Annotated in this window: 21 protein-coding genes; 6 read left to right on the top strand and 15 right to left on the bottom strand. The window is 70.1% G+C overall.

The window, feature by feature from the left end:
* Window positions 1–17: 17 nt before the first annotated feature.
* Window positions 18–872: an alpha/beta fold hydrolase gene (locus tag ACFYZ8_RS38210; protein ID WP_388533475.1), complete on the bottom strand. Its 855-nt coding sequence runs from the start codon at window positions 870–872 to the stop codon at window positions 18–20.
* 260 nt (window positions 873–1,132) lie between these two features.
* Between ACFYZ8_RS38210 and ACFYZ8_RS38205 the strand changes: the two genes are divergently transcribed.
* From ACFYZ8_RS38205 to ACFYZ8_RS38195, 3 genes are all read left to right on the top strand, one after another.
* Window positions 1,133–2,008: a DUF4232 domain-containing protein gene (locus tag ACFYZ8_RS38205; protein ID WP_388533478.1), complete on the top strand. Its 876-nt coding sequence runs from the start codon at window positions 1,133–1,135 to the stop codon at window positions 2,006–2,008.
* Entirely contained in the window at window positions 1,951–2,568 is a 618-nt protein-coding gene (locus ACFYZ8_RS38200) for a hypothetical protein (RefSeq protein WP_388533480.1), read from the top strand. Before ACFYZ8_RS38205 ends, ACFYZ8_RS38200 begins: the two co-directional genes overlap by 58 nt.
* A gap of 385 nt (window positions 2,569–2,953) precedes the next feature.
* Window positions 2,954–3,313, top strand: a complete 360-nt coding sequence (locus tag ACFYZ8_RS38195) for a DUF4190 domain-containing protein (RefSeq protein ID WP_359029014.1) — start codon at window positions 2,954–2,956, stop codon at window positions 3,311–3,313.
* Window positions 3,314–3,335: 22 nt separating this feature from the next.
* Here the strand turns inward: ACFYZ8_RS38195 and ACFYZ8_RS38190 are convergent, their stop codons facing one another.
* From ACFYZ8_RS38190 to eno, 6 genes are all read right to left on the bottom strand, one after another.
* On the bottom strand, window positions 3,336–4,202 hold the full coding sequence (locus ACFYZ8_RS38190) for a 3-hydroxybutyryl-CoA dehydrogenase (RefSeq protein ID WP_388533797.1): 867 nt from the start codon (window positions 4,200–4,202) through the stop codon (window positions 3,336–3,338).
* A 154-nt stretch (window positions 4,203–4,356) separates the two neighbouring features.
* Complete coding sequence (locus tag ACFYZ8_RS38185; RefSeq protein WP_388533483.1) at window positions 4,357–5,274, bottom strand: LysR substrate-binding domain-containing protein; 918 nt, start codon at window positions 5,272–5,274, stop codon at window positions 4,357–4,359.
* 120 nt (window positions 5,275–5,394) lie between these two features.
* Window positions 5,395–6,495: an alcohol dehydrogenase catalytic domain-containing protein gene (locus ACFYZ8_RS38180; RefSeq protein ID WP_359029012.1), complete on the bottom strand. Its 1,101-nt coding sequence runs from the start codon at window positions 6,493–6,495 to the stop codon at window positions 5,395–5,397.
* A gap of 49 nt (window positions 6,496–6,544) precedes the next feature.
* On the bottom strand, window positions 6,545–7,096 hold the full coding sequence (locus tag ACFYZ8_RS38175) for a carboxymuconolactone decarboxylase family protein (protein ID WP_359029011.1): 552 nt from the start codon (window positions 7,094–7,096) through the stop codon (window positions 6,545–6,547).
* Window positions 7,097–7,121: 25 nt separating this feature from the next.
* Window positions 7,122–8,126: a VOC family protein gene (locus ACFYZ8_RS38170; protein ID WP_359029010.1), complete on the bottom strand. Its 1,005-nt coding sequence runs from the start codon at window positions 8,124–8,126 to the stop codon at window positions 7,122–7,124.
* Window positions 8,127–8,203: 77 nt separating this feature from the next.
* Complete coding sequence (eno, locus tag ACFYZ8_RS38165; protein WP_388533487.1) at window positions 8,204–9,514, bottom strand: phosphopyruvate hydratase; 1,311 nt, start codon at window positions 9,512–9,514, stop codon at window positions 8,204–8,206.
* A gap of 371 nt (window positions 9,515–9,885) precedes the next feature.
* Here eno and ACFYZ8_RS38160 point away from each other — a divergent pair, with 371 nt between their 5' ends.
* A complete protein-coding gene (locus ACFYZ8_RS38160; protein ID WP_388533489.1) occupies window positions 9,886–10,107 on the top strand; it encodes an NADPH-dependent FMN reductase in 222 nt (73 codons plus the stop codon).
* Window positions 10,108–10,551: 444 nt separating this feature from the next.
* On the opposite strand, the gene ACFYZ8_RS38155 is transcribed toward ACFYZ8_RS38160, so the two are convergent.
* Window positions 10,552–11,586: a P1 family peptidase gene (locus tag ACFYZ8_RS38155; RefSeq protein WP_359038943.1), complete on the bottom strand. Its 1,035-nt coding sequence runs from the start codon at window positions 11,584–11,586 to the stop codon at window positions 10,552–10,554.
* Window positions 11,576–12,805, bottom strand: a complete 1,230-nt coding sequence (locus tag ACFYZ8_RS38150; RefSeq protein ID WP_388542168.1) for a low temperature requirement protein A — start codon at window positions 12,803–12,805, stop codon at window positions 11,576–11,578. Before ACFYZ8_RS38150 ends, ACFYZ8_RS38155 begins: the two co-directional genes overlap by 11 nt.
* An 84-nt stretch (window positions 12,806–12,889) precedes the next feature.
* On the opposite strand from ACFYZ8_RS38150, the gene ACFYZ8_RS38145 reads away from it, so the two are divergent.
* Window positions 12,890–13,072, top strand: coding sequence for a hypothetical protein (locus ACFYZ8_RS38145; RefSeq protein ID WP_359038947.1), 183 nt, complete (start codon window positions 12,890–12,892; stop codon window positions 13,070–13,072).
* A 21-nt stretch (window positions 13,073–13,093) separates the two neighbouring features.
* Here the strand turns inward: ACFYZ8_RS38145 and mscL are convergent, their stop codons facing one another.
* From mscL to ACFYZ8_RS38115, 6 genes are all read right to left on the bottom strand, one after another.
* A complete protein-coding gene (mscL, locus tag ACFYZ8_RS38140) occupies window positions 13,094–13,555 on the bottom strand; it encodes a large conductance mechanosensitive channel protein MscL (protein WP_388542169.1) in 462 nt (153 codons plus the stop codon).
* A gap of 138 nt (window positions 13,556–13,693) precedes the next feature.
* A complete protein-coding gene (locus ACFYZ8_RS38135) occupies window positions 13,694–14,254 on the bottom strand; it encodes a hypothetical protein (RefSeq protein ID WP_388542171.1) in 561 nt (186 codons plus the stop codon).
* A 168-nt stretch (window positions 14,255–14,422) separates the two neighbouring features.
* A complete protein-coding gene (locus tag ACFYZ8_RS38130; RefSeq protein WP_359038952.1) occupies window positions 14,423–15,256 on the bottom strand; it encodes an S-methyl-5'-thioadenosine phosphorylase in 834 nt (277 codons plus the stop codon).
* A gap of 113 nt (window positions 15,257–15,369) precedes the next feature.
* The gene (locus tag ACFYZ8_RS38125) at window positions 15,370–15,708 is read right to left on the bottom strand and encodes an FmdB family zinc ribbon protein (protein WP_359038954.1); all 339 of its coding nucleotides are present in this window, start codon (window positions 15,706–15,708) and stop codon (window positions 15,370–15,372) included.
* 67 nt (window positions 15,709–15,775) lie between these two features.
* On the bottom strand, window positions 15,776–17,041 hold the full coding sequence (locus tag ACFYZ8_RS38120; protein WP_359038956.1) for an MFS transporter: 1,266 nt from the start codon (window positions 17,039–17,041) through the stop codon (window positions 15,776–15,778).
* Between the two features lie 206 nt (window positions 17,042–17,247).
* Complete coding sequence (locus ACFYZ8_RS38115) at window positions 17,248–18,792, bottom strand: potassium/proton antiporter (RefSeq protein WP_359038958.1); 1,545 nt, start codon at window positions 18,790–18,792, stop codon at window positions 17,248–17,250.
* A gap of 242 nt (window positions 18,793–19,034) precedes the next feature.
* Here ACFYZ8_RS38115 and ACFYZ8_RS38110 point away from each other — a divergent pair, with 242 nt between their 5' ends.
* Window positions 19,035–21,854 carry a penicillin acylase family protein gene (locus tag ACFYZ8_RS38110; RefSeq protein WP_388542174.1) on the top strand — a complete coding sequence of 940 codons (2,820 nt, stop codon included), beginning with the start codon at window positions 19,035–19,037 and terminating at the stop codon, window positions 21,852–21,854.
* The last annotated feature ends 56 nt before the right edge of the window (window positions 21,855–21,910 follow it).

The raw sequence follows: 21,910 nt of genomic DNA, 5'->3' as shown, positions 1-21,910 counted from the left end.
CCGGCACACCGATCCTGTCACTGCCCATGTCTGTTCGCGAGCAGTTCGGCGGCGGGCTTCGGGTGGACGAGCCAGCGCAGGTGACTCCCGTCGAGGGTCCGCACGTCGAAGGGGTTGTCGGGCGTGAGCGCGTCGGCTTCGCGGATCATGCGGTCCTGCATGGCGAGCGGAATGCTGGCATCGGCGGCCAGGCGCACATAGGTCTTGGGAATCCGGCCCCAGGTCGTCGCCCGTGCCCGGTCGGCGGACGTACCGACGTCGAGGTTCTCATCGGGCTGAAGGGTGTTCAGGAAGGTCCGGAACTCGTCATCGGTGAGGTCGGCGGCGAGCGCTCGCTTGAAGGCGGCGAGGGCCGTCGGCTCGGCGGTGCGGAAGTTGGTGCGGAGCAGACCGAGTTCCGCCGGGTTTCCGACGAGCGTGGCAGCGAAGGCTCCCGCGTCGACGTCCGCCATCTCCGGCTGGGTGTAGTAGTCGCTCACGTCCAGATCGACGGGGCACCAGGCGGAGACGTAGACGATCCGGTCGATCAACTCGGGCCGGACGTTGGCGACGGCGGTGGCCGTGAGGCCGCCCCTGCTGTGGGCGACGAGGATGGCGGGCCCGTTCTGCTTGGCCCGTTCGAGGACTTCGATCACGCGGGCGGTGTTGTCGGCGAGGGTGACTCCCTTGATGCTCCCCGGTTCCGCGGCGAGGGCGTCGAGATCCTGGGGAGCCTGGTAAGCCGCGGGGAAGGTCGCCTCGAACCCGTGCCCCGGAAGGTCGACCGCGACCGAGCGGTGCCCGAGTAAGGCGAGTTCGGCCTGCAGCGGCGCGAACGAGAAGGAATTCGCGAAGGCCCCATGGACAAGAACGAATGTCGGCAGATTTCGCATGCTTCAGCCTCCCACAGAGCGATCTTCGGCTGTGACGCCGCTGGTGTCATGAAGGGGGGTTGCCCCGGACCCGGGCCAGAAGTCGTCGCTGACGACTGTGTCGGCCACCGGCTGAACAAGCCGCCGGGCGCGGACGATCGCCGTGGCTTGCCGCCAACCCGTTCCCCCACCCCGCCCCCTGCGTGGTCTGTGACACCGCTGTGACCGGAGGTGTGGGTTCCACCACAGCCCTTGGGGGCGGGTCTTGGTGAGGTGGGCCGATGCCGACCGCCTCCCGCACCGCACCGACCGTCCTCGCCGCGATCGTGCTGCTCGCCGCCTGTGGTGCGCAGAGCGCCTCGTACGGCGGTAGCTCGCGCTCCGAACCGTCCCGTCGCCCCTCCGGCACACCGTCCGCACTGCCCCTGCCCTCCGCCGGGGGTACGACCGAGGACGGTGTCAAGATCACCGCGTTGTACGCCTGGGGTGTCGACTACAGCGCGGACTTCGAGCTCACCAACCACCGGAGGAGCACGGCCACTTACACACTCACCTTCGGGTTCCTCGCGGCGTCCGGCGGGGCCGTCGAGAACAGGGAGCGGACCGTCGAGGCGGTCGCGCCGGGGCGGACCGTCAAGGGCACCGTCGTCATGCGGCAGACGGCCGGGAGCACGCCCGCGGTGACGGGTGTGGCGGTGAGCAAGGTACGCAGCGTCCCCGAAGCCGAGGTGCCGGACGCGGCCATGGGGCTGCGCGTCGTCGGTCTGCATCTGGTCAACTGCGGCACGCGGCCGTATCGGCTCAACGGCCGTCCCGAGCTCGAACTTCAGGACGCGGACCACGAGAGCGTGAACGGCGTACGGATCCTGCGGGGCACCGATGCGATCAGCACCGGGCTCGGAGGGGACGGCGACCCGCAACCGGTGCTGCTGGGTCCTGGGGAGGCCGCGGTGGCCGTGCTGGCCTGGCGCAACACCACTCAGTCCGGCGCGGCGGTGAACGCGCCGTACGTCCGTGTGTGGGCCACACCCGCGGCCGATCCTGTGACGGTCGTACCGGAGCTCGATCTCGGGACGACCGGAAAGCTCGGTGTCGGTCCGTGGCGTGGGGGCGCGACGTACCGGGCCTCCACCGGCACGCCCGCCGCGCGACCGTGATCGCGCTCCTCGCCGTGATCGCCGGCGCGCTCGTCGTGTACCTGCTCGTGCGCCCGAGGACCGCACCCGGCATCAAGGTCGTGCTCTTCACCGCGCCCCCGGTAGCGGCGGTCACCTGGCTCCTGGTCGAGGTGTACGAGCGGCAGTTCACCGCCGTGGCCGTCGCGGCGGCGTTCGTCGTGGTGGTGACCGCACTGATCGGGCTCGTGGCCCACCCTCGTCTGCCGGTCTGGACGAAGATGATCGTGTTCTGCACGATTCCGGTGGCGGCGCTGTCCTGGCTGCTGATCGTCACGGCGGACGACACGCTCAAGGATCCCGGCGAGGATCCGTGTTCCATGTACTACGGAGGGGTCGGCGTGTCGAGGGCGTTTCCCCCACAGGCCTACTGCCGCTTCGACGACGGCAGCACCCAGAACCTCGCGTCCGGGGCCCAGTTCGTCTTCTGGATCTGCTGCGCCGTCAGTCTGGCACTGCTGTCGATCGGCGTGTGGCAGATCGCGCGGAACCCGAGGGCCTTCCTACGGCAGTTCCGGTCCCAGGTGAGGGAGGGGCTGTAGTGACGGGCACACAGCCCCTCAGCGACCCAGGCAGTCCTCGGCGGCAGCCCGGCCAGGCGGTCACCCCGGCCACGGCCGCGAAGCCGCCCAACGCCAGGCCTCGCCCGGTACAAGCGCGGTTCCCCGAATCCGGGAACTGACCCATTCGCGCGCTTCGATACATGTACCCGCCAAGACCGTGCTCGCCCCGCACCGCCTGCGCGTGGTTTCCGAGGGCGAGCCCCGGCCGCGCTAGGGCGGTACGGCCGTCGCCGGGATCTCGGGTTTCAAGGCCGGCCTCAACGAAAGTGCCACTCTCGTGCGGCCACAACGCGCACGCGGACACGGCGTTCACGGACCGTTCTCGTAGAGTGAGTCGCCAGCACCGGAACAGGGGGAACCAAGCGTGAGCGGAGTGGTTCAGGACACCGATGCGGCAGGCGCTCCGACTCGCAACACAGCTGCGCGGATCAGTGTCTGGGCTGCCTTTCTGGGCGTCTGTCTGATCGTGGGCATCTTCGTGACACCGATGTTCTGGCTGTTGTACGGCGGCCTGTACACGTTCCTGCTGTTTGTGTTCGGTGTCATCGCGATCCCCGCCGGCCACCTCGGTCGTCGCCGGGGAAAGCGCCTTGGCGGTCGCGATCGAGGCGTGGCGCTGCTCGGTATCGTGACCGGCTGGATCCTGATCCTTCTGAGTCTGCTGCTGGTTCTGGCTTACGCAGGACTGTTGGCAGGGCTTGCGTACCTCACCAATTCCACGTGACCGGACCGCCGCGGAACGGCTCTCAGGCCGCCCGGTAGTCGAAGAACCCGTGCCCCGACTTACGGCCCAGCAGCCCCGACTCGACCATGCGGCGCAGCAGCGGGGGCGGGGCGTACAACGGTTCCCGGTACTCCTCGTACAGTGCTTCTCCGATCGCCGCGACGGTGTCGAGGCCGATGAGGTCGGCCAGACGCAGGGGACCCATGGGGTGGGCGCAGCCGGCGGTCATGCCCGTGTCGATGTCCTCCGCGGTCGCCGTTCCGGAGCTCACCATCCGTACCGCCGCCAACAGGTAGGGAACCAGCAGGGAGTTCACCACGAAGCCCGCGCGGTCCTGCGCCACGACCGTCTTCTTGCCCAGGGTCTCGCCGGCGAAGGCACGCACACGCTGTTCCGTGGCTTTCGAGGTGTGCAGCGAGGGGATCACCTCGACCAGTGGCATGACGGGTACCGGGTTGAAGAAGTGCAGGCCCACCACCGCCTCGGGCCGGCCGGTCGCGGCCGCGAGCCTGGCGATGGGGATGGACGACGTGTTGCTGGCCAGTACGGCGGCCGGGTCGCAGACCACCTTGTCCAACTGCCGGAACAGCTCGGTCTTGGCCCCCTCGTCCTCGACGGCGGCCTCGATCACCAGGTCCGCCCCCGCAAGGCGGGAGAGATCGCCGGTGGCCGAGACCCCGGCGAGGGCGAGCGCGCGGTCCTCGGGCCTGACGGAACCGCGCTTCTCCGCCTTGAGCAGGGAGTCCGCGACGCCCGCCAGTCCGGCCCGGGCCCTGTCCTCGGTCACGTCGCACAACGTGACGTGCAGCCCGGCCCGGGCGCACACCTCGGTGATGCCCCGGCCCATCTGACCCGCCCCTACGACACCTACGTGCTTGATCACCGTCATGTGCTTCTCCGCCTGTCCGTCCGCCGTGCGGTGGTCGACCGACGTCGACACGTGTGTACCGCCGTGTTGAGCCTAGGCCGAGCACGCCTAGTCTGACCTGCGAAAACAGTGCGTCATTCGCGTACAAACATGCGTCGGTGAAGGGCTGACCGGCTCAGTCGGTGGCCGTCGCGACCGCGGCCTGGCGCAGTCGGCGGATCACCTCGCGTACCGCGGGTGAGGTCTCCCCCCTGCGGTAGGCGCCGACCAGCCGGGTGGTGAGCGCTACATCCGCCAGCGGCCGGTAGGCCACCCCGGGGATGTGCACGCGCCTCAGTGAGTCGGGGACCAGGGCCACCGCCAGACCGCCGCCCACCAGGGTCAGCGCGGCGACGTAGTCCCGCACCGGGGGAGCGCACAGGGGGCTGAAGCCTCCCTGCCCGGCCACCTCCAGGATCTGGTCGCGGCAGCCGTACTCCTCGTCGAAGTGCGGGGCCACGAAGTTCTCGTCGCGGAGCACGGCCGCCGGTATCGCCTCGTACGCGGCCAGCGGCGCACCGGCCGGCAGGGCCAGGACGACGTCCTCGGTGAGCAGGCACGTGGCGGTGACTTCGGGCGGGTATTCCGGCCTCCAGCGCAGGAAGCCGACGTCGATGTCACCGCAGGCCAGGGCCTCCAGTTGGGCCGGGGTCTCCAACTCCCGTACCTGGACCGTCAGATCGGTCCCGGGGGCGGCGCATCGGGTCAGGACATCGGTGAGCACCCCGGAGAACGCGGCCGAGGCGACGTACGCGATCTGGGCATGGCCGAGTTCCCCACGCCCCGCCCGCCGGCCGACCGACACGGCCCGTGCGGCCTGTGCGAGGGTCAGCCGCGCCTCTTCGAGAAACAACTGTCCGGCACCGGTCAGCGCCGGGCGGGTGCGTCGGCCCCGGTCGATGAGCCGCACACCCAGGTGCGACTCCAGCGCTCTGATCTGGGCGCTGAGTGCCGACGGCGCGAGGTGCAGGCGATCCGCCGCCCGGCCGAAGTGCAGTTCCTCCGCGACGATGACGAAAGATTCCAGCCAGCGCAGTTCCACCGGTTCCTCCATCCTGCCGGGCCTGGGCCGACGAGAGTACGGGCATCGGGTGCGGCCTGTGGTGAAAGCACCCCGCGACGGGTGTCAGGGCAGAACAGGATCGCCGCGGGGTGAGTGTGGGCGGTCCGTCGGTCAGGGGAGCACGACGTAGTTGCTGAATCCGCCGTCGAGGTCCGTGGCGCGTCCCGAGATCGCCTCGTTGACCTCGGACAGGGGGAAGGGCTTGGTGACCAGGTACGACAGGTCCAGGGCGCCGGACGCCACCATGTCGGCGACCTCCTGGCCCTGCGCGGTGCTGAACCAGTTGGAGCCGATCAGCTGCACCTGCTCGTCCATGAGCCACTTCACGTCCACCGGCAACCGGTCGGCCACACCACCGACGTTGACCACCCTGCCGCCCCGGCGCACGCCCTGCATGGAGTCCAGCATGGTCTCCGCCGGTGCCTTGGCGCCGAGCGCGCTGATGACGAAGTCCGCCCCCTCGCCGCCGGTGCGGGACTTCGCCCACGCTCCGGAGGAACCCTCACCCAGCCGCATGACCTCGATCCGGTCCGGGGCCAGTTCCTTGACCCGCTTGAGGAGTTCCTCGTTGCGGCCGGTGCCGAGGACCCTGGAGACACCGGAGGCCAGCGCGAGGAGGGTGGAGGCGACACCGAGGGTGCCGGTGATCCCGTCGATCAGCGCGACCTGGCCGGGGCCGGCCGCGGCGTACTTGAGCGCCCGGTAGGAGGTGCCGATGTAACCGAGCTTGCCTGCCTGCTCGAACGTCATGTTGTCCGGGATGTTGACGATCGAGTACTGCGGCGCCGTCATGTACTCGCAGAAGCCGCCGTAAGGGTAGAGGTCGAAGATCCGCTGACCGTCGCGGGAGGTGCTGAAGTAGCCGTTCAGGGTGAAGTAGCGGCACCGGCTGAGCTCGCCGCCGCGGCACATCTGACAGCTGCCGCAGGACCGCAGCGGGCTCACGTAGACCCGGTCGCCCGGCTTGGTGTTGAGCACCGCCTCGCCGACCGCCTCGACCACGCCCGCCGGGTCCAGACCGAAGATCGCGGGCAGCTTGGGCAGGGGCTGGTGGGGGTACCAGGTGGGCCAGTTGTTGATCACGTTGGCCATGTTCGGCACGATCCCGCACGCCTTGACCCGCACCAGCACGTCGGTCGGCCGCGGAGTGGGCACGTCGACGGTGTCCACGGACATCGGCTCACCGAGCGCGTGCAGTCGTGCAGCGAGCATTTTCGCCATTGAAATACTCCGGTTGTGATGGGCAGTTGGGTGCCGAGAACTATGAATTCGCGAAGGGATTCGGGTAATTGTCCTCGAGGTCGATGTCCAGCAGGCCCATGATGCGGACGCCGGAGTTGTACCAGGCGATGGACAGTGAAAGTTCGACCATTTGCCGGTCCGTCAGATGGTCGGCGGCGGCACTCCACGTCTGTTCCGAGACGGCGACGTGGAGTGTGGACTCCTCGGCGAGGCGCATGACCGCCTTCTCCGTCGCGTCGAACAGGTCGGACGACTCGAAGTCGCCCACCGCCGCGAGCTGTTCCTCGGTGAGGCCGGCCTTGAGCCCGTGCGACTGGTGGTGCGCGACCTCGTAGGCGGAACGGGTCGTGTGGCCCACGGTGAGAATGGCCAGTTCGCGCAGCTTGGGACTGAGGTCGGCGGCGCGCAGCGAGTTGGCGTAGGTCAGGAACCCGTCCAGTTGCTCGGGCGCGCCCGCGAGGGCGAGGAAGATGTTCGCCGTGGGTACCTTGCGTTCGGCTTCGAGCCGGTCGTACAGGGGCTTGTCCGCCTCGTCCGCGTCCTCGCGGCGCAGGTAGGGAACGCGTGCCATGTCGTCTCCTGGGGAGTGAAGGGAGTCAGTGCGCGGACTGTTCGAGCAGGAACCGCTCAAGGGTCATCGGCTGCGGCGCCTGCGCCGGCGGAAGCTGCTTCACTCCCACGAACGGCGAGGCCTCGAAGTACCACTTCTCCAGCGCGGGAAGCCCCCAGCGGACGTTCGTGCTCAGCGATCCCGCGTCCCAGCGCACCGGCTCGACCTCGGTGTCGATGGTCTGGTAGTGGCTGTTGAAGACCTCCACCCGGTGGCCGTCGGGGTCGCGGAGGTAGGTGAAGAGCATGCCGCCGGGACCGTGCCGTCCCGGGCCCCGCTCCACTCCTTCGCCGTAGCCGAGGATGCCCGCCCAGTCGCAGGCGGTGAAGATGTCGCGGCTCTCGGAGACGGTGTAGGCGAAGTGGTGGAGGGCGGGGCCGGTGTTCTCCACGATCGCGAGGTCCAGGCAGGTGCCCTTGCGGTACATGAAGGCGCTCAGCAGCTTGTCGCCGTGGGCCAGGTACTCGGAGTTGCGGAAGCCGAGTTCGCCGTAGAACGCGGTCAGTTCGTAGGTGTTCGGCGCGAACGTCTGGAAGTGGTCGAGGCGCTGCGCGTGGGCGCCCTTGTAGTGCTCGAAGTCGATGTGCAGCCTCGGGCGGGTCTCCATGTGCGCGCAGAGTTCCAGCGGGGTACCGGCCGGGTCGCTGACGTGCAGGGTGCGCCCCTGGTACGGCAGGTCGACCCACTCCGCGGGCAGTCCCCGGTCGCGGAACCAGTCGTGGGCGATGTCGAGGTCCTCGTCGAGGAAGACCCGGAATCCGATCCTGCGGCAGGAACCGGCGCCTTCCTCGTCCAGTTCCAGGACCAGACTGTGGTGGCATGCCTCGGCGAGGCCGCGGAGATGGCAGGTGCGCTCGTCCTCGTCACTGACGACGAGCCCGAGGGCGCTCGTGTAGAAGTTCCGGCTCTCGGCCAGATCCGCGACCGTGAGCCGGACATGACTGGAGCGGGTGATGTTGAAACTCGGACGCAGATTGACGGGTGGCAGCATGCTGGTCTCCGTGCGCGATCTCGGCTCTTGATTTCGATGACTGTAATAGCGCGGGGGCGTTTTACGGATGGGGCGTTCTAGGGATTGGACGCGGGAGGGGCGGAATCGGCGAATGGGAAGGCGGACCAGCCGCTGAATTCCGCGGAATCGCCGAGGGCCTCCTCGATACGCAGCACCTCGTTCCACTTCGCCATGCGCTCGGAGCGGGTGAACGAGCCCACCTTGAGCTGGCCCGCGTCCCATCCGACACTCAGGTGCGCGATGGTGATGTCCTCGGTCTCACCTGACCGGGCCGACACGACGGTGCCGAAGCCGGCGTCCTTTCCGGCGAGCAGGGCCTCGTGGGCCTCGGTGACGGTGCCCGCCTGGTTCGGTTTGACGAGGACCGCGTTGGCCGCGCCGTTGGTGGCCGCCGCCTCCACCCGCTTGGCGTCGGTGACCAGGTAGTCGTCGCCGATCACCTGGCAGCGGTGGCCGAAACGCCGGGTGAACTCCACCATGCCCTCGTGGTCGTCCTCGCCCACCGGGTCCTCGACGGACAGGATCGGGTACTGCTCGATCCAGCCGCCCAGCATGTCGATGAGCCCCGCCGTGTCCAGCGTGCGGTCGTCGAGAGCGAGCGTGTACCGCCCGTCGCCGCCGAACTGCGAGGCCGCGACGTCCAGGGAGATGGCGACCTGGGTGGCGGGCGCGAAGCCCGCGCTCTCGATGGCGAGGGTCAGGGTCTCCAGTGCCTCCTCGTTGGAACCGAACGCGGGCCAGAAGCCGCCCTCGTCCGCCACGCCCTGTGCCTTGCCCGCCTTGCGCATCAGGCTGCCGGCCGCCCGGTAGATCTCCGCCGTCCAGTCGAGGGCCTCGGAGAAGCTGCGAGCCGCGGGGCAGACGACCATGAAGTCCTGGACGTCGACGCGACGGTCCGCGTGGGCGCCACCGCCGAAGATCTGGATCTCCGGCAGGGGGATGCGAACCGGACGACCGCCCGACAGGTGCTGCCACAGCGGTACGCCCGCCGACGCGGCGGCCGCGTGCAGCACCGCCATGGACGTGGCCACGATGGCGTTCCCGCCGAGGCGGCCGCGGTCGGGGGTGCCGTCCAGGTTCACCAGGAGCCGGTCGAGAGCCTCCTGTTCGGTCGCGTCGAGGCCCCTGAGGGCGGGCGCGATCTCCTGGTTGACCGAGCCGACGGCGCGGCGGACGTCGAGTCCGCCGAAGCGGGTGCCGCCGTCGCGCAGGTCGAGCGCTTCGCCCTGACCGGTCGAGGCTCCCGCCGGCGCGATGGCCCGCCCGACCGCTCCGTCCGCGAGGTGGACCTCGGCCTCGACGGTCGGCCGCCCGCGTGAGTCCCACACCCTGCGGCCGTGGAGCTGGGCGATCCGCGTGTCTGTCATTGCGGTGCAACCTTTCGGAGTTCGGATGGCCGACGCGTCGAGCGGGCCCGTGCCTGGCCGCGGGGGCATGCCGCGCGGTCGAAGGCATGCGGAAGGGGCGGCAACCCGACCGGTGCCGCCTCCCGGGCGATGGTGAGCGGGAAACGGGGGACGAGGAGTCTCATCCACTGCGGCTCTTGGCGTGCTATCGATAGCGCAATCGTGCGAACCGCCGACGTTTCTGTCAAGAGGCTGGGGCTGGTTCCCTCCGTGGACGCATCGGATGCACCGCTCGTTTTGCCCTGGTGAGCCTGCCGATACGGCAGTGCTATCGTTCGCGCATCTCGCAGTGCTCGCCGGGCCGAGCGCGGCCGGCCGGAAAGCGAGCCGACATGACATCCGAGCCCTCTGCGGCACCCATGACCCTCACCACCGTGGTGGCCGGCACGCGTCCCGGACGGGTCGGCAGGTCCGTCGCGGAGTGGTTCACCTTCCGGGTCGCGGAGGACGATCGGTTCGTGTCGCACCTCGTCGACCTGCGCGAACTCGCCCTTCGCTTCTACGACGAGCCGCACCCGCCCGCTCTGCGCCAGTACAGCCGGCGGCGTTCGTGAGCTACGGCGGTGTCTCCGCGGGCACCCGGGCGGTGCAGATGGCCAAGCAGGTCGTGGCCAACCTCAGGATGCTGCCCATCGGTTGCGCAGCGGGACGTACTGAAGGGGGTGAATGTGGAGGTGGGGGGGGGGGGCGGGGGCCGGGGCCCCCCCCCCAAACCCCCCCCGCCGGGCGGGGCGCGCGGGCCGGGCGGGGGGGGGGGGGGGGGGGGGGGCGGGGGGGGGGGGGGGCGGGGGCGTTAGCGGGCCAAACAACTGGGCCCCCCGCCCGCGCCCCGGGCCCCCCCCCCCCCCCCCCCGGCCCCGACCCACCCACCAAACCGCACGCGCTACACCAGCCCCCACCGAAGCCGCACCGGCCGCCGCAGGCATCTCAGGGGCGCGGGGAACTGCGCAAAACGCCCGCCCCCACCGAACCCGCACCCACATACACACCCGCACGCATCACCCCCCATACAACTCCCGATAGGCCGGCCACACCCCACCCACCCCCACCCCTCCCACCGACTCCGCCGCCCACACCGCCCGCACAATCGCCCGCGTCACCACATCAGCCCCCGCCGCAAGCACGGCGTTCAGCGCCAGCGGATCCCCGGCACTCAGCGGCCGCACCCCCGTCGCCAACGCGAACACCGTGTCCCCGTCGTGGAGCAGATGCACCGGCCGCACCGCCCGCGCGATGCCGTCGTGCGCCGTCCCCGCCACCTTCTGGGCCTGCGCCTTCGACAGTTCCGCATCCGTCGCGACCACCGCGAGCGTGGTGTTCAACGGCGGCGGCGCATTCCCCGCCGCGGCCTCGGCCAGCCGCCGGCGCGCAGCGTCATGCACCCGCTGCTCCGGATACCGCACCCGCCGCCCCTGGAACAACTCCCCGTACAGCACCCCCGTCTCCGGATCCACCACCGCCCCCACCGCGTTGGCCACCACCAGCGCCGCCACGGTGATCCCGGAGGGGAGGACGACACTCGCGGTCCCCACCCCGCCCTTCATGGCCCCCACCACGGCCCCCGTCCCCGCCCCCACGCACCCCTCCGCCACCTCCGCGCCGAGGGCACTCGCCGCGGCGGCCTCGACGGCGGCCCGTCCGGTCGCCGCGTCCGGCCGGGCCCGGAAGTCCCCGCCCCGCCCGAGATCGAAGACGCACGCGGCAGGCACGACCGGCACCACATGCGAGGGATCCGGCCCGACCCGCACCCCCCGCCCCCGCTCCTCCAGCCAGGCCATCACCCCGGACGCCGCGTCCAGCCCGTACGCGCTGCCCCCGGTCAGCACGATCGCCTCGACCTTCTGCACCAGGTTCCGCGGATCGAGCGCGTCGGTCTCCTTGGTGCCGGGCCCTCCACCGCGTACGTCCACCGCGGCGACGGCCCCGCCCTCCGGGGCGAGCACCACGGTGGTACCGGTGAGCCAACCGCCGCCGATCCGCGTCGCATGCCCCACCCGCACCCCGGCGACGTCAGTAAGAGCGTCAACTGTCATGGCCCTCATGTCCCTCACGGTCTCCTCCAGCCCGCTCCCGCGCAGCCGTCCGCGCAGCCATCCGCGCGGTCAGCGTCGTCCCGGTCACCACGGCCAGCGCCGCCACGACGCCCGCCGCGAACACCGCCCAGTCGCCCAGGAAGGTGCAGCAGATCACCAGCAACCCCGTGACCGGCAGCACCAGTTGCTGCGCGATGCCCACCTTGAAGTAGCGCGAGTGCAGCAGCCAGACGGTGAGCAGATAGAGCGAGGTCGGCAGGGTCACCGCGGCCGACGCGGCCAGTGTCGAGATGTGCGCCTTGCCGACGGCCTGTTCCACGGCCACTTCCAGGCCCGCCCCGATCGCGGCGGCCGACGCGAACACCAGGTAGTGGCCGTAACCCCACAGGAACGCCTGCTTGTTGGAGCGCAGACGGCCGTGGATGGGCACCACGAAGTAGATCCACCAGGCGGCGAAGATGATCAGCAGTCCGCCGGCCGCGATCGGCAGCAGCTCGTCCAGCGCGTCGTTCTCGTCGATCCCGGACTTCACGGCGACCGTGGCCGCGGCGATCGTCTCGCCGAGCACGATGATCGTGAACAGTCCGTACCGTTCCGCGATGTGGTGCGGATGCCACGACGTCGGATGGTCCCTCTCGGCGAAGGGCGGCACGCACATCTCCACCACCGCCATCACCAGGAAGACCCAGCCCCGCCCGCCCTCGGGCAGCACCAGCAGCCCCAGCCAGCCGACCTGGCACAGCAGCACGCCACCGGCGTACCGCAGGGCCATGGTCCGCTCCGCGCCCTCGCTCGAACGCGCCACCCGCAGCCACTGCGCGATCAGCGCCAGCCGCATGATCACATAGCCCAGCCACACGGCCAGGAACTCGTGGTCCTCGAAGGCCCGGGACACCCCGGCCGCCAGCACCAGGACACCGGCCATCTGCACCAGGGTGACGACCCGGTAGAGCGCGTCGTCGTTGTCGTACGCCGAGGCGAACCACGTGAAGTTCATCCACGCCCACCAGATGGCGAAGAAGACCATCGCGTAGTTGAGGATCCCCTCGCCGGCGTGCCCCTCGGCGACGGCGTGCACCAGGGCCACGCCCGCCTGGGCGATGGCCACGACGAAGCACAGGTCGAAGAAGAGCTCCAGCGGCGAGGCGACCCGGTGGGCCTCGTCGCGGCCACGGGCGGTGAGTCTGCGCAGTGGACTGCGCGTCGGACTGGACGTCATGGAGCCAAGCACAGCAGATACCGGCCGCGAATTCCTTCGCGGAGCCCGGCAGGGCCCGATCCCGGACCGCCGTACCCTGGATCCATGAGTAGCGCCCCCCGCCCCGAACCCCGCGAACCGAAGCCCGCGCTGGTCTTCGACGATCCGCTGGACCAGCAGTCCTCGGACGACACCGACCGGGGCTGGGGCGACCGGCCGCGCACCGACAGCGACAGCGCGGCCGATCTGAAGCGCTTCCTCGACGAGAAGCCGCCCCACCACATCTGACCGGGCCCTCGGACCAGGCCGCTAGTTGTAGCGCCCGTCGTGGCCCGAGCCCCGCTGCGCCACCATGGCGTCGCGGATCTCCTTCAGCACCTCCAGCTCGGTCACCTCGATGATCTCGTGCGTGCCCTCCTTCGCCTTGCGGCGGGCCTCCATCCGGGCCAGGTACTTCGACATCGGCAGGACCATCAGGAAGTAGACGACGGCCGCGGTGATCACGAAGCTGAGGGTGGCGCCGAGCACCGAGCCCCACAGGATCGTGATGCCCTGCTCGCCCTTGCACGTGGTGCTCAGACAAGAGCTGTAGTGGTCGAGGTTCTTGGTGCCGATGGCCCCCACCAGCGGGTTGATGATCCCCTTCACCACCGCGTTGACGATGTTGGTGAAGGCCGCGCCGATGACCACCGCGACTGCCAGATCGACGACGTTCCCGCGCATCAGGAAGGTCTTGAAGCCCTCCCAGACGCTCGGCTTCTTCTCGCTCACCTAGAGGCCTCTTCTCGCATGCACAGGTTGTGGAACAAACAGCTCCGCAACCTACGTCAACGCGAGGTGACCCTGTCCAATTGGGTAGCTCGAAGGGGGGACTTGACAGAAACTGCCGTAACAGAAGGACCGCACGCCTCAACACAGCGTCACCGCCAGCCGTGCCGTCGCGCTCGCTCCCGCAAGACGTGCCGCCGTCGATCGCGGCACCGAGAGCACGACCAGCGCCCCACCCTCGCTCGCACCGTCCAGCGGTTCCGGCACCTTCGTCACCCGCGCCCCGCGCGCGACCACCCGGGCGTCCCCGCCCAGCGCCGACTCCTCGGCGGCGATGACGTCGATCCGGTCCCCGGGGCGCAGCAGCCTGACCGTCGCGCCGTCGGCGATCCGCACCGGCGCCGACACCGTCTCCACCGTCCGGTGCTCGCGGACGGGCCGGCCCGCCGGATGCCCTCGCGCCCCCTCACCGCCCCGCGGTCCCGCCGCCACCAGCGCGGCCGCCGTGACGGCCAGGCCGAGGGCCACGGCACGCCTGCGCTGCCGTACGAACCGCCGTAGCCGATGCTTCCCGCCGCGCACCCGCACCGGTGCGAAGTGCGGGACCTCGCAGGTCGGGGGAGCGTCGGGGCCGGGCGGACACGGAACGAGGGGAGGGGAGGAGGGGGAGGAGAAGAGGGAAGGGGAGGGAGCGTTGGACATGGGGACCACCACCAGCGACGAGAGATCGGCTTGCGCTGCCCACGATGAGGCTTCGCGCCCGATCCCGCCGTGGCCGGTGGACTACCGGCCGGTTGTGGAAAACTCCCTCACCCGAACGAGGGCCCGGACGGGAATCCCAGCTGGCACCAGCGAGAATCCCCGCCGCCGCTACGGCAGTTCGAACCCCGGATCCATCCCGCCCAGCGCGTTCACGCACAGACAGTCCCGCTCGTCCTGCGAAGGCAGCGCCGCCACCGCGTCGAACAGCACGCCCCGCAGCCGGTCCACGTTCGCCGCGAACACCCGCAGCACCTCGTCGTGGGAGACGCCCTCACCGGTCTCGGCGCCCGCGTCGAGATCGGTGACCAGGGTCAACGACGTGTAGCAGAGCTCCAGTTCTCGGGCGAGGGAGGCCTCGGGATGGCCGGTCATGCCCACCACCGACCAGCCCTGCGCCTGGTGCCACAGCGACTCGGCGCGGGTCGAGAACCGCGGCCCCTCGATCACGACGAGCGTGCCGCCGTCCACCGCCTCCCAGTCCCGCCCCCGGGCCGCCTTCAGCGCGGCCGCACGGCCGACGGGGCAGTACGGGTCGGCCAGCGACGTGTGGACCACGTTCGGCACACTGCCGTCCGGCAGCGGCAACCCGTCGAAGTACGTGCCCGCCCTGGACTTCGTGCGGTCGACCAGCTGGTCCGGCACGAGGAGTGTGCCCGGGCCGTACTCGGGGCGCAGCCCGCCCACCGCGCACGGGCCGAGGATCTGCCGTGCCCCCACCGACCTGAGCGCCCACAGATTGGCCCGGTAGTTGATGCGGTGCGGCGGCAGATGGTGGCCGCGTCCGTGCCGGGGCAGGAACGCGACCCGCCGGCCGGCGACCTCGCCGAGGAAGAGGGAGTCGCTGGGCGGACCGTAGGGGGTGTCCACCTGGACCTCTGTCACGTCCTCCAGGAACGAGTAGAAGCCCGAGCCGCCGATTACGCCGATCTCTGCGTTCGCCATGAACAGCACAGTATCCGGCCCCGAAAACCCGCGGTGACCGGCCCGTGGCGACCGGGCCCGGGGGACGCCGAGAACCCCGCCGTCCTACGACGGCAGGGTTCCGGAAGTGAGACCTATGCGGCGGAGCTGCTGCTGGACGAGGTGCCCGAGCTCGACGACTTCGCGTCCGAGGAGGACGAGGAAGACGAGGAAGAGGACGACGATGACGACTCGGACGACGACGTGGACGTCGACGGCTTCGAGGACGACGACGCCGGCGAGGTGCTCGACGAGGAGCCGCGGCTGTCGTTGCGGTAGAAGCCGGAGCCCTTGAAGACGATGCCGACCGCGGAGAACACCTTCTTGAGGCGACCCTGGCAGTTCGGGCACTCGGTCAGAGCGTCGTCGGTGAACTTCTGCACCGCCTCGAGGCCCTCGCCGCACTCGGTGCACTGGTACTGATAGGTGGGCACTGTCTTCCTCCTGGCACTCTCACTCAATGAGTGCTAACGATGGTCCATAGTGACGTATTCCTGAGAATCAGTCCACTGCCACCGGCACTCGGTGACCGACGCCACGCGCGACGGTACGGCCGCGGGGCCGCGTCGCGAGCCGGGAACGCAGCGCCACCAGGGTCACCAGGGCGAGCACCGTGCCCCCCATCGGCACCAGGAACCCGGCGCCGCCCCAGAAGCGGTCCTCCAGCTGCCCGGCGATCGTGACGGCGGCCGCCTGGCCGAGCGCCACCGCTCCGGTCAGCCAGGTGAAGGCCTCGGTGCGGGCGCCGGCCGGGACCAGGTCCTCGACCAGGGTGTAGCCGGTGATCAGGGCGGGCGCGATGCACATGCCGACCAGGAGGCCGAGGCCGGCCAGGACGAGCACCGAGTGCGCGGCCCACAGGCCGGAGGCCGTCAGCGCGAGGGCGCCGTACGCGACGACGAGGCGTCGCCGGGGGGCCACCTTCCAGGCGATGGCGCCGCAGACCAGGCCGGAGAGCATGTTGCCCGCGGCGAAGACGCCGTACAGGACACCGTTCAGGCCGGGCTCGCCGATCGACTGGCTGAACGCGGCCAGGGAGACCTGCATGCCGCCGAAGACGGAACCGATGCCCAGGAAGGTCACGATCAGGACGCGCACGCCGGGGACGCGCAGCGCCGAGGCGTGTTCCACGCGTGCGTGCCCTTCGAGACCGACGGACGGCTGCGTGCTCTTCTGCGCGGCGAACAGCAGACCGCCGAGCAGCGTCAGCGACGCCTCCGTCAGCAGGCCCGCGGCGGGGTGGACGGCGGTGCACAGCGCGGTGGCCAGCAGCGGGCCGAAGACGAAGGTCAGCTCGTCCGTGACGGACTCGAAGGCCGCCGCCGTGGTCATCAGGGGCGAGTCCTGGAGCTTCACGCCCCAGCGGGCGCGCACCATGGGCCCGATCTGCGGCACCGAGGCGCCGGTGGGCACGGCCGCCGCGAACAGGGCCCACAAGGGCGCGTGCGCGAGGGCCAGGGCCGTCAGGGACAGGCCCGACAGAGTGTGCAGCAGGACGCCGGGGACCAGGACGGCGCGCTGTCCGTGGCGGTCCGCGAGACGGCCGCTGTAGGGCGCGAACAGCGCCATGGAGACGCCGGTGACGGCCGCGACGGCGCCCGCCGCGCCGTAGGAGCCGGTGGTGTGCTGCACGAGCAGCACCAGGGAGAGGGTGAGCATCGCGAACGGCTGGCGTGCCGCGAAGCCGGGGAGCAGGAACGTCCAGGCGCCGCGGGTACGTAGCAGCTGCCCGTATCCCGGGCGGGAGGAGGTGACCGTGGATGCCACGGCCCGTGCCTTTCTGCCGCCTGGTAGCGCGGCCCCTTGGCAAAGGGGGCGCCGAGAGCTGTCCTCTTGCGCGGACTGCGGTAGATGCCGAAGACCACGTCACGAGGGACGTCCCGGCCGCCATACGGTCGCGCCAGCTCTGCGTCAGGCAGAGTTGGTTCGATCAGGAGTGCGCCCCCATCGTACAGGGGGCGCGAAACACGCTGTTAACGAGCGCTCCCGGTGCCGCCGGTGCCGCCGGTGCCGAGCCAGTCGGCCAGCTTGCCGCCGTGGCCCACCGCGCGCAGGCGCCGTTCGGCGGCGTCGCGGACCGGGTCGGTGGCGACGACGAGCAGTTCGTCCCCGCGTCGCAGCACGGTCGTGGGCAGCGGAACGAACGATTTTTCATCGCGGACGACCAGGGTGACCGCGGCCCCGGCCGGCAGCCGCAGCTCGTTGACCTCGACGCCGTGCATCCGGGAGCCCTCGGGGATCGCGACGGACAGCAGGTGCCCGCGCAGCCGCTCCAGGGGAGCGGACTCGATCCCGAGGTCGGCGGCCTCCGAGTCCCCGCCCAGGCTCAGCTTGCGCGCCAGCCAGGGCAGTGTCGGACCCTGCACGAGGGTGTAGACGACGACCAGGACGAAGACGATGTTGAAGACGCGACGGCTGCCCTCGATGCCGCTCACCATGGGGATCGTCGCGAGGATGATGGGCACGGCGCCGCGCAGCCCGGCCCAGGACATGAGGGTCTGCTCCTGCCAGGGCACCCGGAACGGCGTCAGGCACAGGAAGACGCTCAGCGGCCGCGCCACCATGGTCAGCACCAGCCCGATGACGAGGCCGGGCAGGACGTCGTCGCCCAGCTCGTGCGGGGTGACCAGCAGGCCGAGCAGGACGAACATGCCGATCTGGGCGATCCAGCCGAGCCCGTCGGCGAAACCGCGGGTGGCCGGCCAGTGCGGCAGCTTGGCGTTGCCCATCGCCATGGAGGCGAGGTAGACGGCGAGGAAGCCGCTGCCGTGCGCCAGGGCGCCCGCCGCGTACGCGGTGACGGCGATCGCCATGACCGCGATCGGATACAGGCCGGAGGCGGGCAGGGCGACGTGCCGAAGGCCCCAGGAGCCCAGCCAGCCCACCGCGATGCCGAGGGCCGCGCCGATGGCCAGCTCCAGGGTTATCTCGGCGATCAGCGTGTACCAGTGCTCGACCGGACCGGTCTGGGAGAAGGCGACCACCAGGATGACGACAGGGGCGTCGTTGAAACCGGACTCGGCCTCCAGCGTGCCGGTCACGCGCGCGGGCAGGGGGATCTTGCGCAGCACGGAGAAGACCGCCGCCGCGTCCGTGGAGGAGACCACCGCGCCGATGATGAGCGCCTGGCGCCACTCCAGGCCGATCAGGTAGTGCGCGGCCGTCGCCGTGACCCCGACGCTCACCGCGACCCCGCCCAGCGCCAGCGCGGTGGCGGCCGGCAGGGCCGGCTTGATCTCCTTCCACTTCGTGCCGAGGCCGCCCTCGGCCAGGATCACGACCAGGGCCGCGTACCCGATGACCTGGGTCAGTTCGGCGTTGTCGAAGTGGATGTCGCCGATGCCGTCCTGGCCCATGGCGATGCCGATCCCCAGGTACACGAGCAGGCTGGGGAGCCCGCTGCGCGAGGAGATCCGGACCGCTGCCACGGCGACGAGCAGGACGAGCGAGCAGACGAGCAGGAGCTGGTTGAGGTGGTGGACAGTCAGCGGCCGTTCCCTTCCCTGGCTCACCCGCATCACGCGCGCGTGAGCTCACGTACATAGGACACGAAGTGGCGGACCTCCGCATCCAAGTACTTCGTTACCTTACCTAACTCTTGACGATTTCTTGACACTCCGCGAGGCGAGATCGAACGCTCGTCCGCGTTCGTTCCCTACTCCGCGTCAAGTCGGCCTGAGTGCTGCGCCTATGGTTGCTCCAGCGCTCATTGGAAAGCACAGCCCGCCCTGCCGCTCGCGTTAGGACAGCAAGGACAGCGATGCCCCCCACCACCACCGCCTCATCGGGTCAGCAGCCCGGCAAGTCCGGCAGGAAGAAGGGGCGCAGAGCCCGCCTGATCGTTCTCGTCCTCGTACTGGCCCTCGTCGGCGCCGTCGCCTACGGCGGGTACTGGTCGGTAAGCACGGTCCGCGCGTCCTTCCCGCAGACCAAGGGCTCGGTCGAGCTCGAGGGCCTGTCGGGTCCGGTGGACGTCAAGCGCGACAGCTACGGCATCCCGCAGATCTACGCCTCCTCGGACGCGGACCTGTTCATGGCGCAGGGCTACGTGCAGGCGCAGGACCGGTTCTACGAGATGGACGTGCGCCGGCACATGACCTCCGGGCGCCTGTCGGAGATGTTCGGCAAGGGCCAGGTCGAGGACGACGAGTTCCTGCGCACCCTGGGCTGGGACCGGGTCGCGAAGAAGGAGTACGACACCAAGCTGTCGGCCTCCACCAAGAAGTACCTCCAGGCGTACGCCAAGGGAGTCAACGCCTACCTCCAGGGCAAGAGCGGCAAGGACATCTCGCTGGAGTACGCGGCGCTCGGCTTCAAGAACGACTACAAGCCCGCGAAGTGGACCCCGGTCGACTCGGTCGCGTGGCTGAAGGCGATGGCCTGGGACCTGCGCGGCAACATGCAGGACGAGATCGACCGCGCCCTGATGACCAGCCGCCTCGGCCCGAAGCAGATCGCCGACCTGTACCCGGAGTACCCGTACAGCCGCAACCAGGCGATCGTCCAGGAGGGCCAGTACAACGAGCTGACCGGGACCTTCGAGCAGGACGGCAGCTCGCAGCAGAACGGCCTGTCCGGCTCCGGAACGTCCACGAGCGGCACCGGAACAGGCACGGGCACCGGAACGGCCACGGGCGGCACCGCGACCGGCACGTCGGCCTCGACCTCGACCGCCTCGGCCCTGCAGAGCCAGCTCTCGGGCCTCTACAAGGTCCTGGACGACGTCCCCACGGCCGTCGGGGTCAACGGCCAGGGCATCGGCTCCAACTCCTGGGTCGTCGCCGGCACGCACACCATCACCGGCAAGCCCCTGCTCGCCAACGACCCGCACCTGTCCGCCTCGCTGCCGTCCGTCTGGTACCAGATGGGTCTGCACTGCCGGACCGTCTCCAGCAAGTGCCAGTACGACGTCTCCGGTTACACCTTCGCGGGCATGCCCGGCGTGGTCATCGGCCACAACGCGAAGATCGCCTGGGGCATGACGAACTCCGGCGTCGACGTCACCGACCTCTACCTGGAGAAGCTCTCCGGCGACGGCTACCTCTACGGCGGCAGGACGAAGCCGTTCACCACGCGCGAGGAGACCATCAAGGTCGCCGGCGGCGCGTCCAAGAAGATCGTCGTCCGTGAGACGAACAACGGCCCCCTGCTCTCCGACCGCTACGACGAGCTCGTCAAGGTCGGCAAGAAGGCCACCGTCGACAACGCGGCCCCCGACCGCGGCGACGGCTACGGCGTCGCCCTGCGCTGGACCGCGCTCGACCCCGGCACCTCCATGGACGCCGTGTTCGCGATGGACAAGGCGTCGAACTGGAGCGAGTTCCGCGCGGCGGCGGCCCTGTTCGACGTGCCCTCGCAGAACCTCGTCTACGCCGACTCGGAGAACATCGGCTACACGCTGCCCGGCCGTATCCCGATCCGCGCCAAGGGCGACACCGGTGCCATCCCGGCCCCGGGCTGGGACCCCAAGTACCGCTGGACCGGCAAGTACATCGAGCAGGACGAGCTGCCCTACGAGTACAACCCGGAGCGCGGCTACATCGTCACCGCCAACCAGGCCGTGGTCGACAAGGACAAGTACCCCTACACGCTCACCACGGACTGGGGCTACGGCACCCGCAGCCAGCGCATCACCGACCTGATCGAGCAGAAGATCAAGGGCGGCGGCAAGATCTCCACCGACGACATGCGCCAGATGCAGCTCGACAACAGCAGTGAGATCGCCAAGCTGCTGGTGCCCAAGCTGCTGAAGATCGACCTCCCGGACAAGGACGTCCGCCAGGCGCAGGAGCTCCTGGAGGGCTGGGACTACACCCAGGACGCCGACTCGGCCGCGGCCGCCTACTTCAACGCGGTGTGGCGCAACATCCTCAAGCTCGCGTTCGGCAACAAGCTGCCCAAGGAGCTGCGGGTCAAGGGCCAGTGCCTGTGGGTCGACCCCATCAACACCACCGGGCCCGCCGACGAGGCGGACAAGGTCCGCGAGTGCGGTCAGCGCGCCGCCGACCAGGCGCAGCCGGACGGCGGCGACCGCTGGTTCGAGGTCGTGCGCAAGCTCATGGACGACGAGAACAGCGACTGGTGGAAGACCCCCAAGGGCGTCGGTGACCGTCCTGCGGCCACCAACCGTGACGACCTGTTCAAGCGCGCCATGATCGACGCCCGCTGGGAGCTGACCGCCAAGCTCGGCAAGGACATCGACACCTGGAGCTGGGGCCGGCTGCACCGCCTGTTCCTGAAGAACCAGACCCTGGGCGTCGACGGTCCCGGCTTCCTCCAGTACATGCTCAACCGCGGCCCCTGGAAGCTCAGCGGCGGCGAGGCGACGGTCAACGCGACCGGCTGGAACGCGGCGGGCGGCTACGGCGTCGTCTGGGTGCCCTCGATGCGCATGGTGGTCAACCTCGGTGACCTCGACAAATCAAAGTGGATCAACCTCACCGGCGCCTCCGGGCACGCCTACAGCGCGCACTACACCGACCAGACCGGCAAGTGGGTCAAGGGCGAGCTGCTCGACTGGTCGTTCTCGGACGCCGCCGTCGACAAGAGCACGAGCGACACCCTGCTGCTGAAGCCGTGACCCTGCGGCGGTAGCCCCGGGAAAGGCCCTCCGCGCGCGTGGAGGGCCTTTCTCCT

The sequence above is a fragment of the Streptomyces sp. NPDC001668 genome, assembly GCF_042893155.1.
Lineage (GTDB): Bacteria > Actinomycetota > Actinomycetes > Streptomycetales > Streptomycetaceae > Streptomyces.
This window is presented reverse-complemented; position numbering and strand designations above follow the sequence as displayed.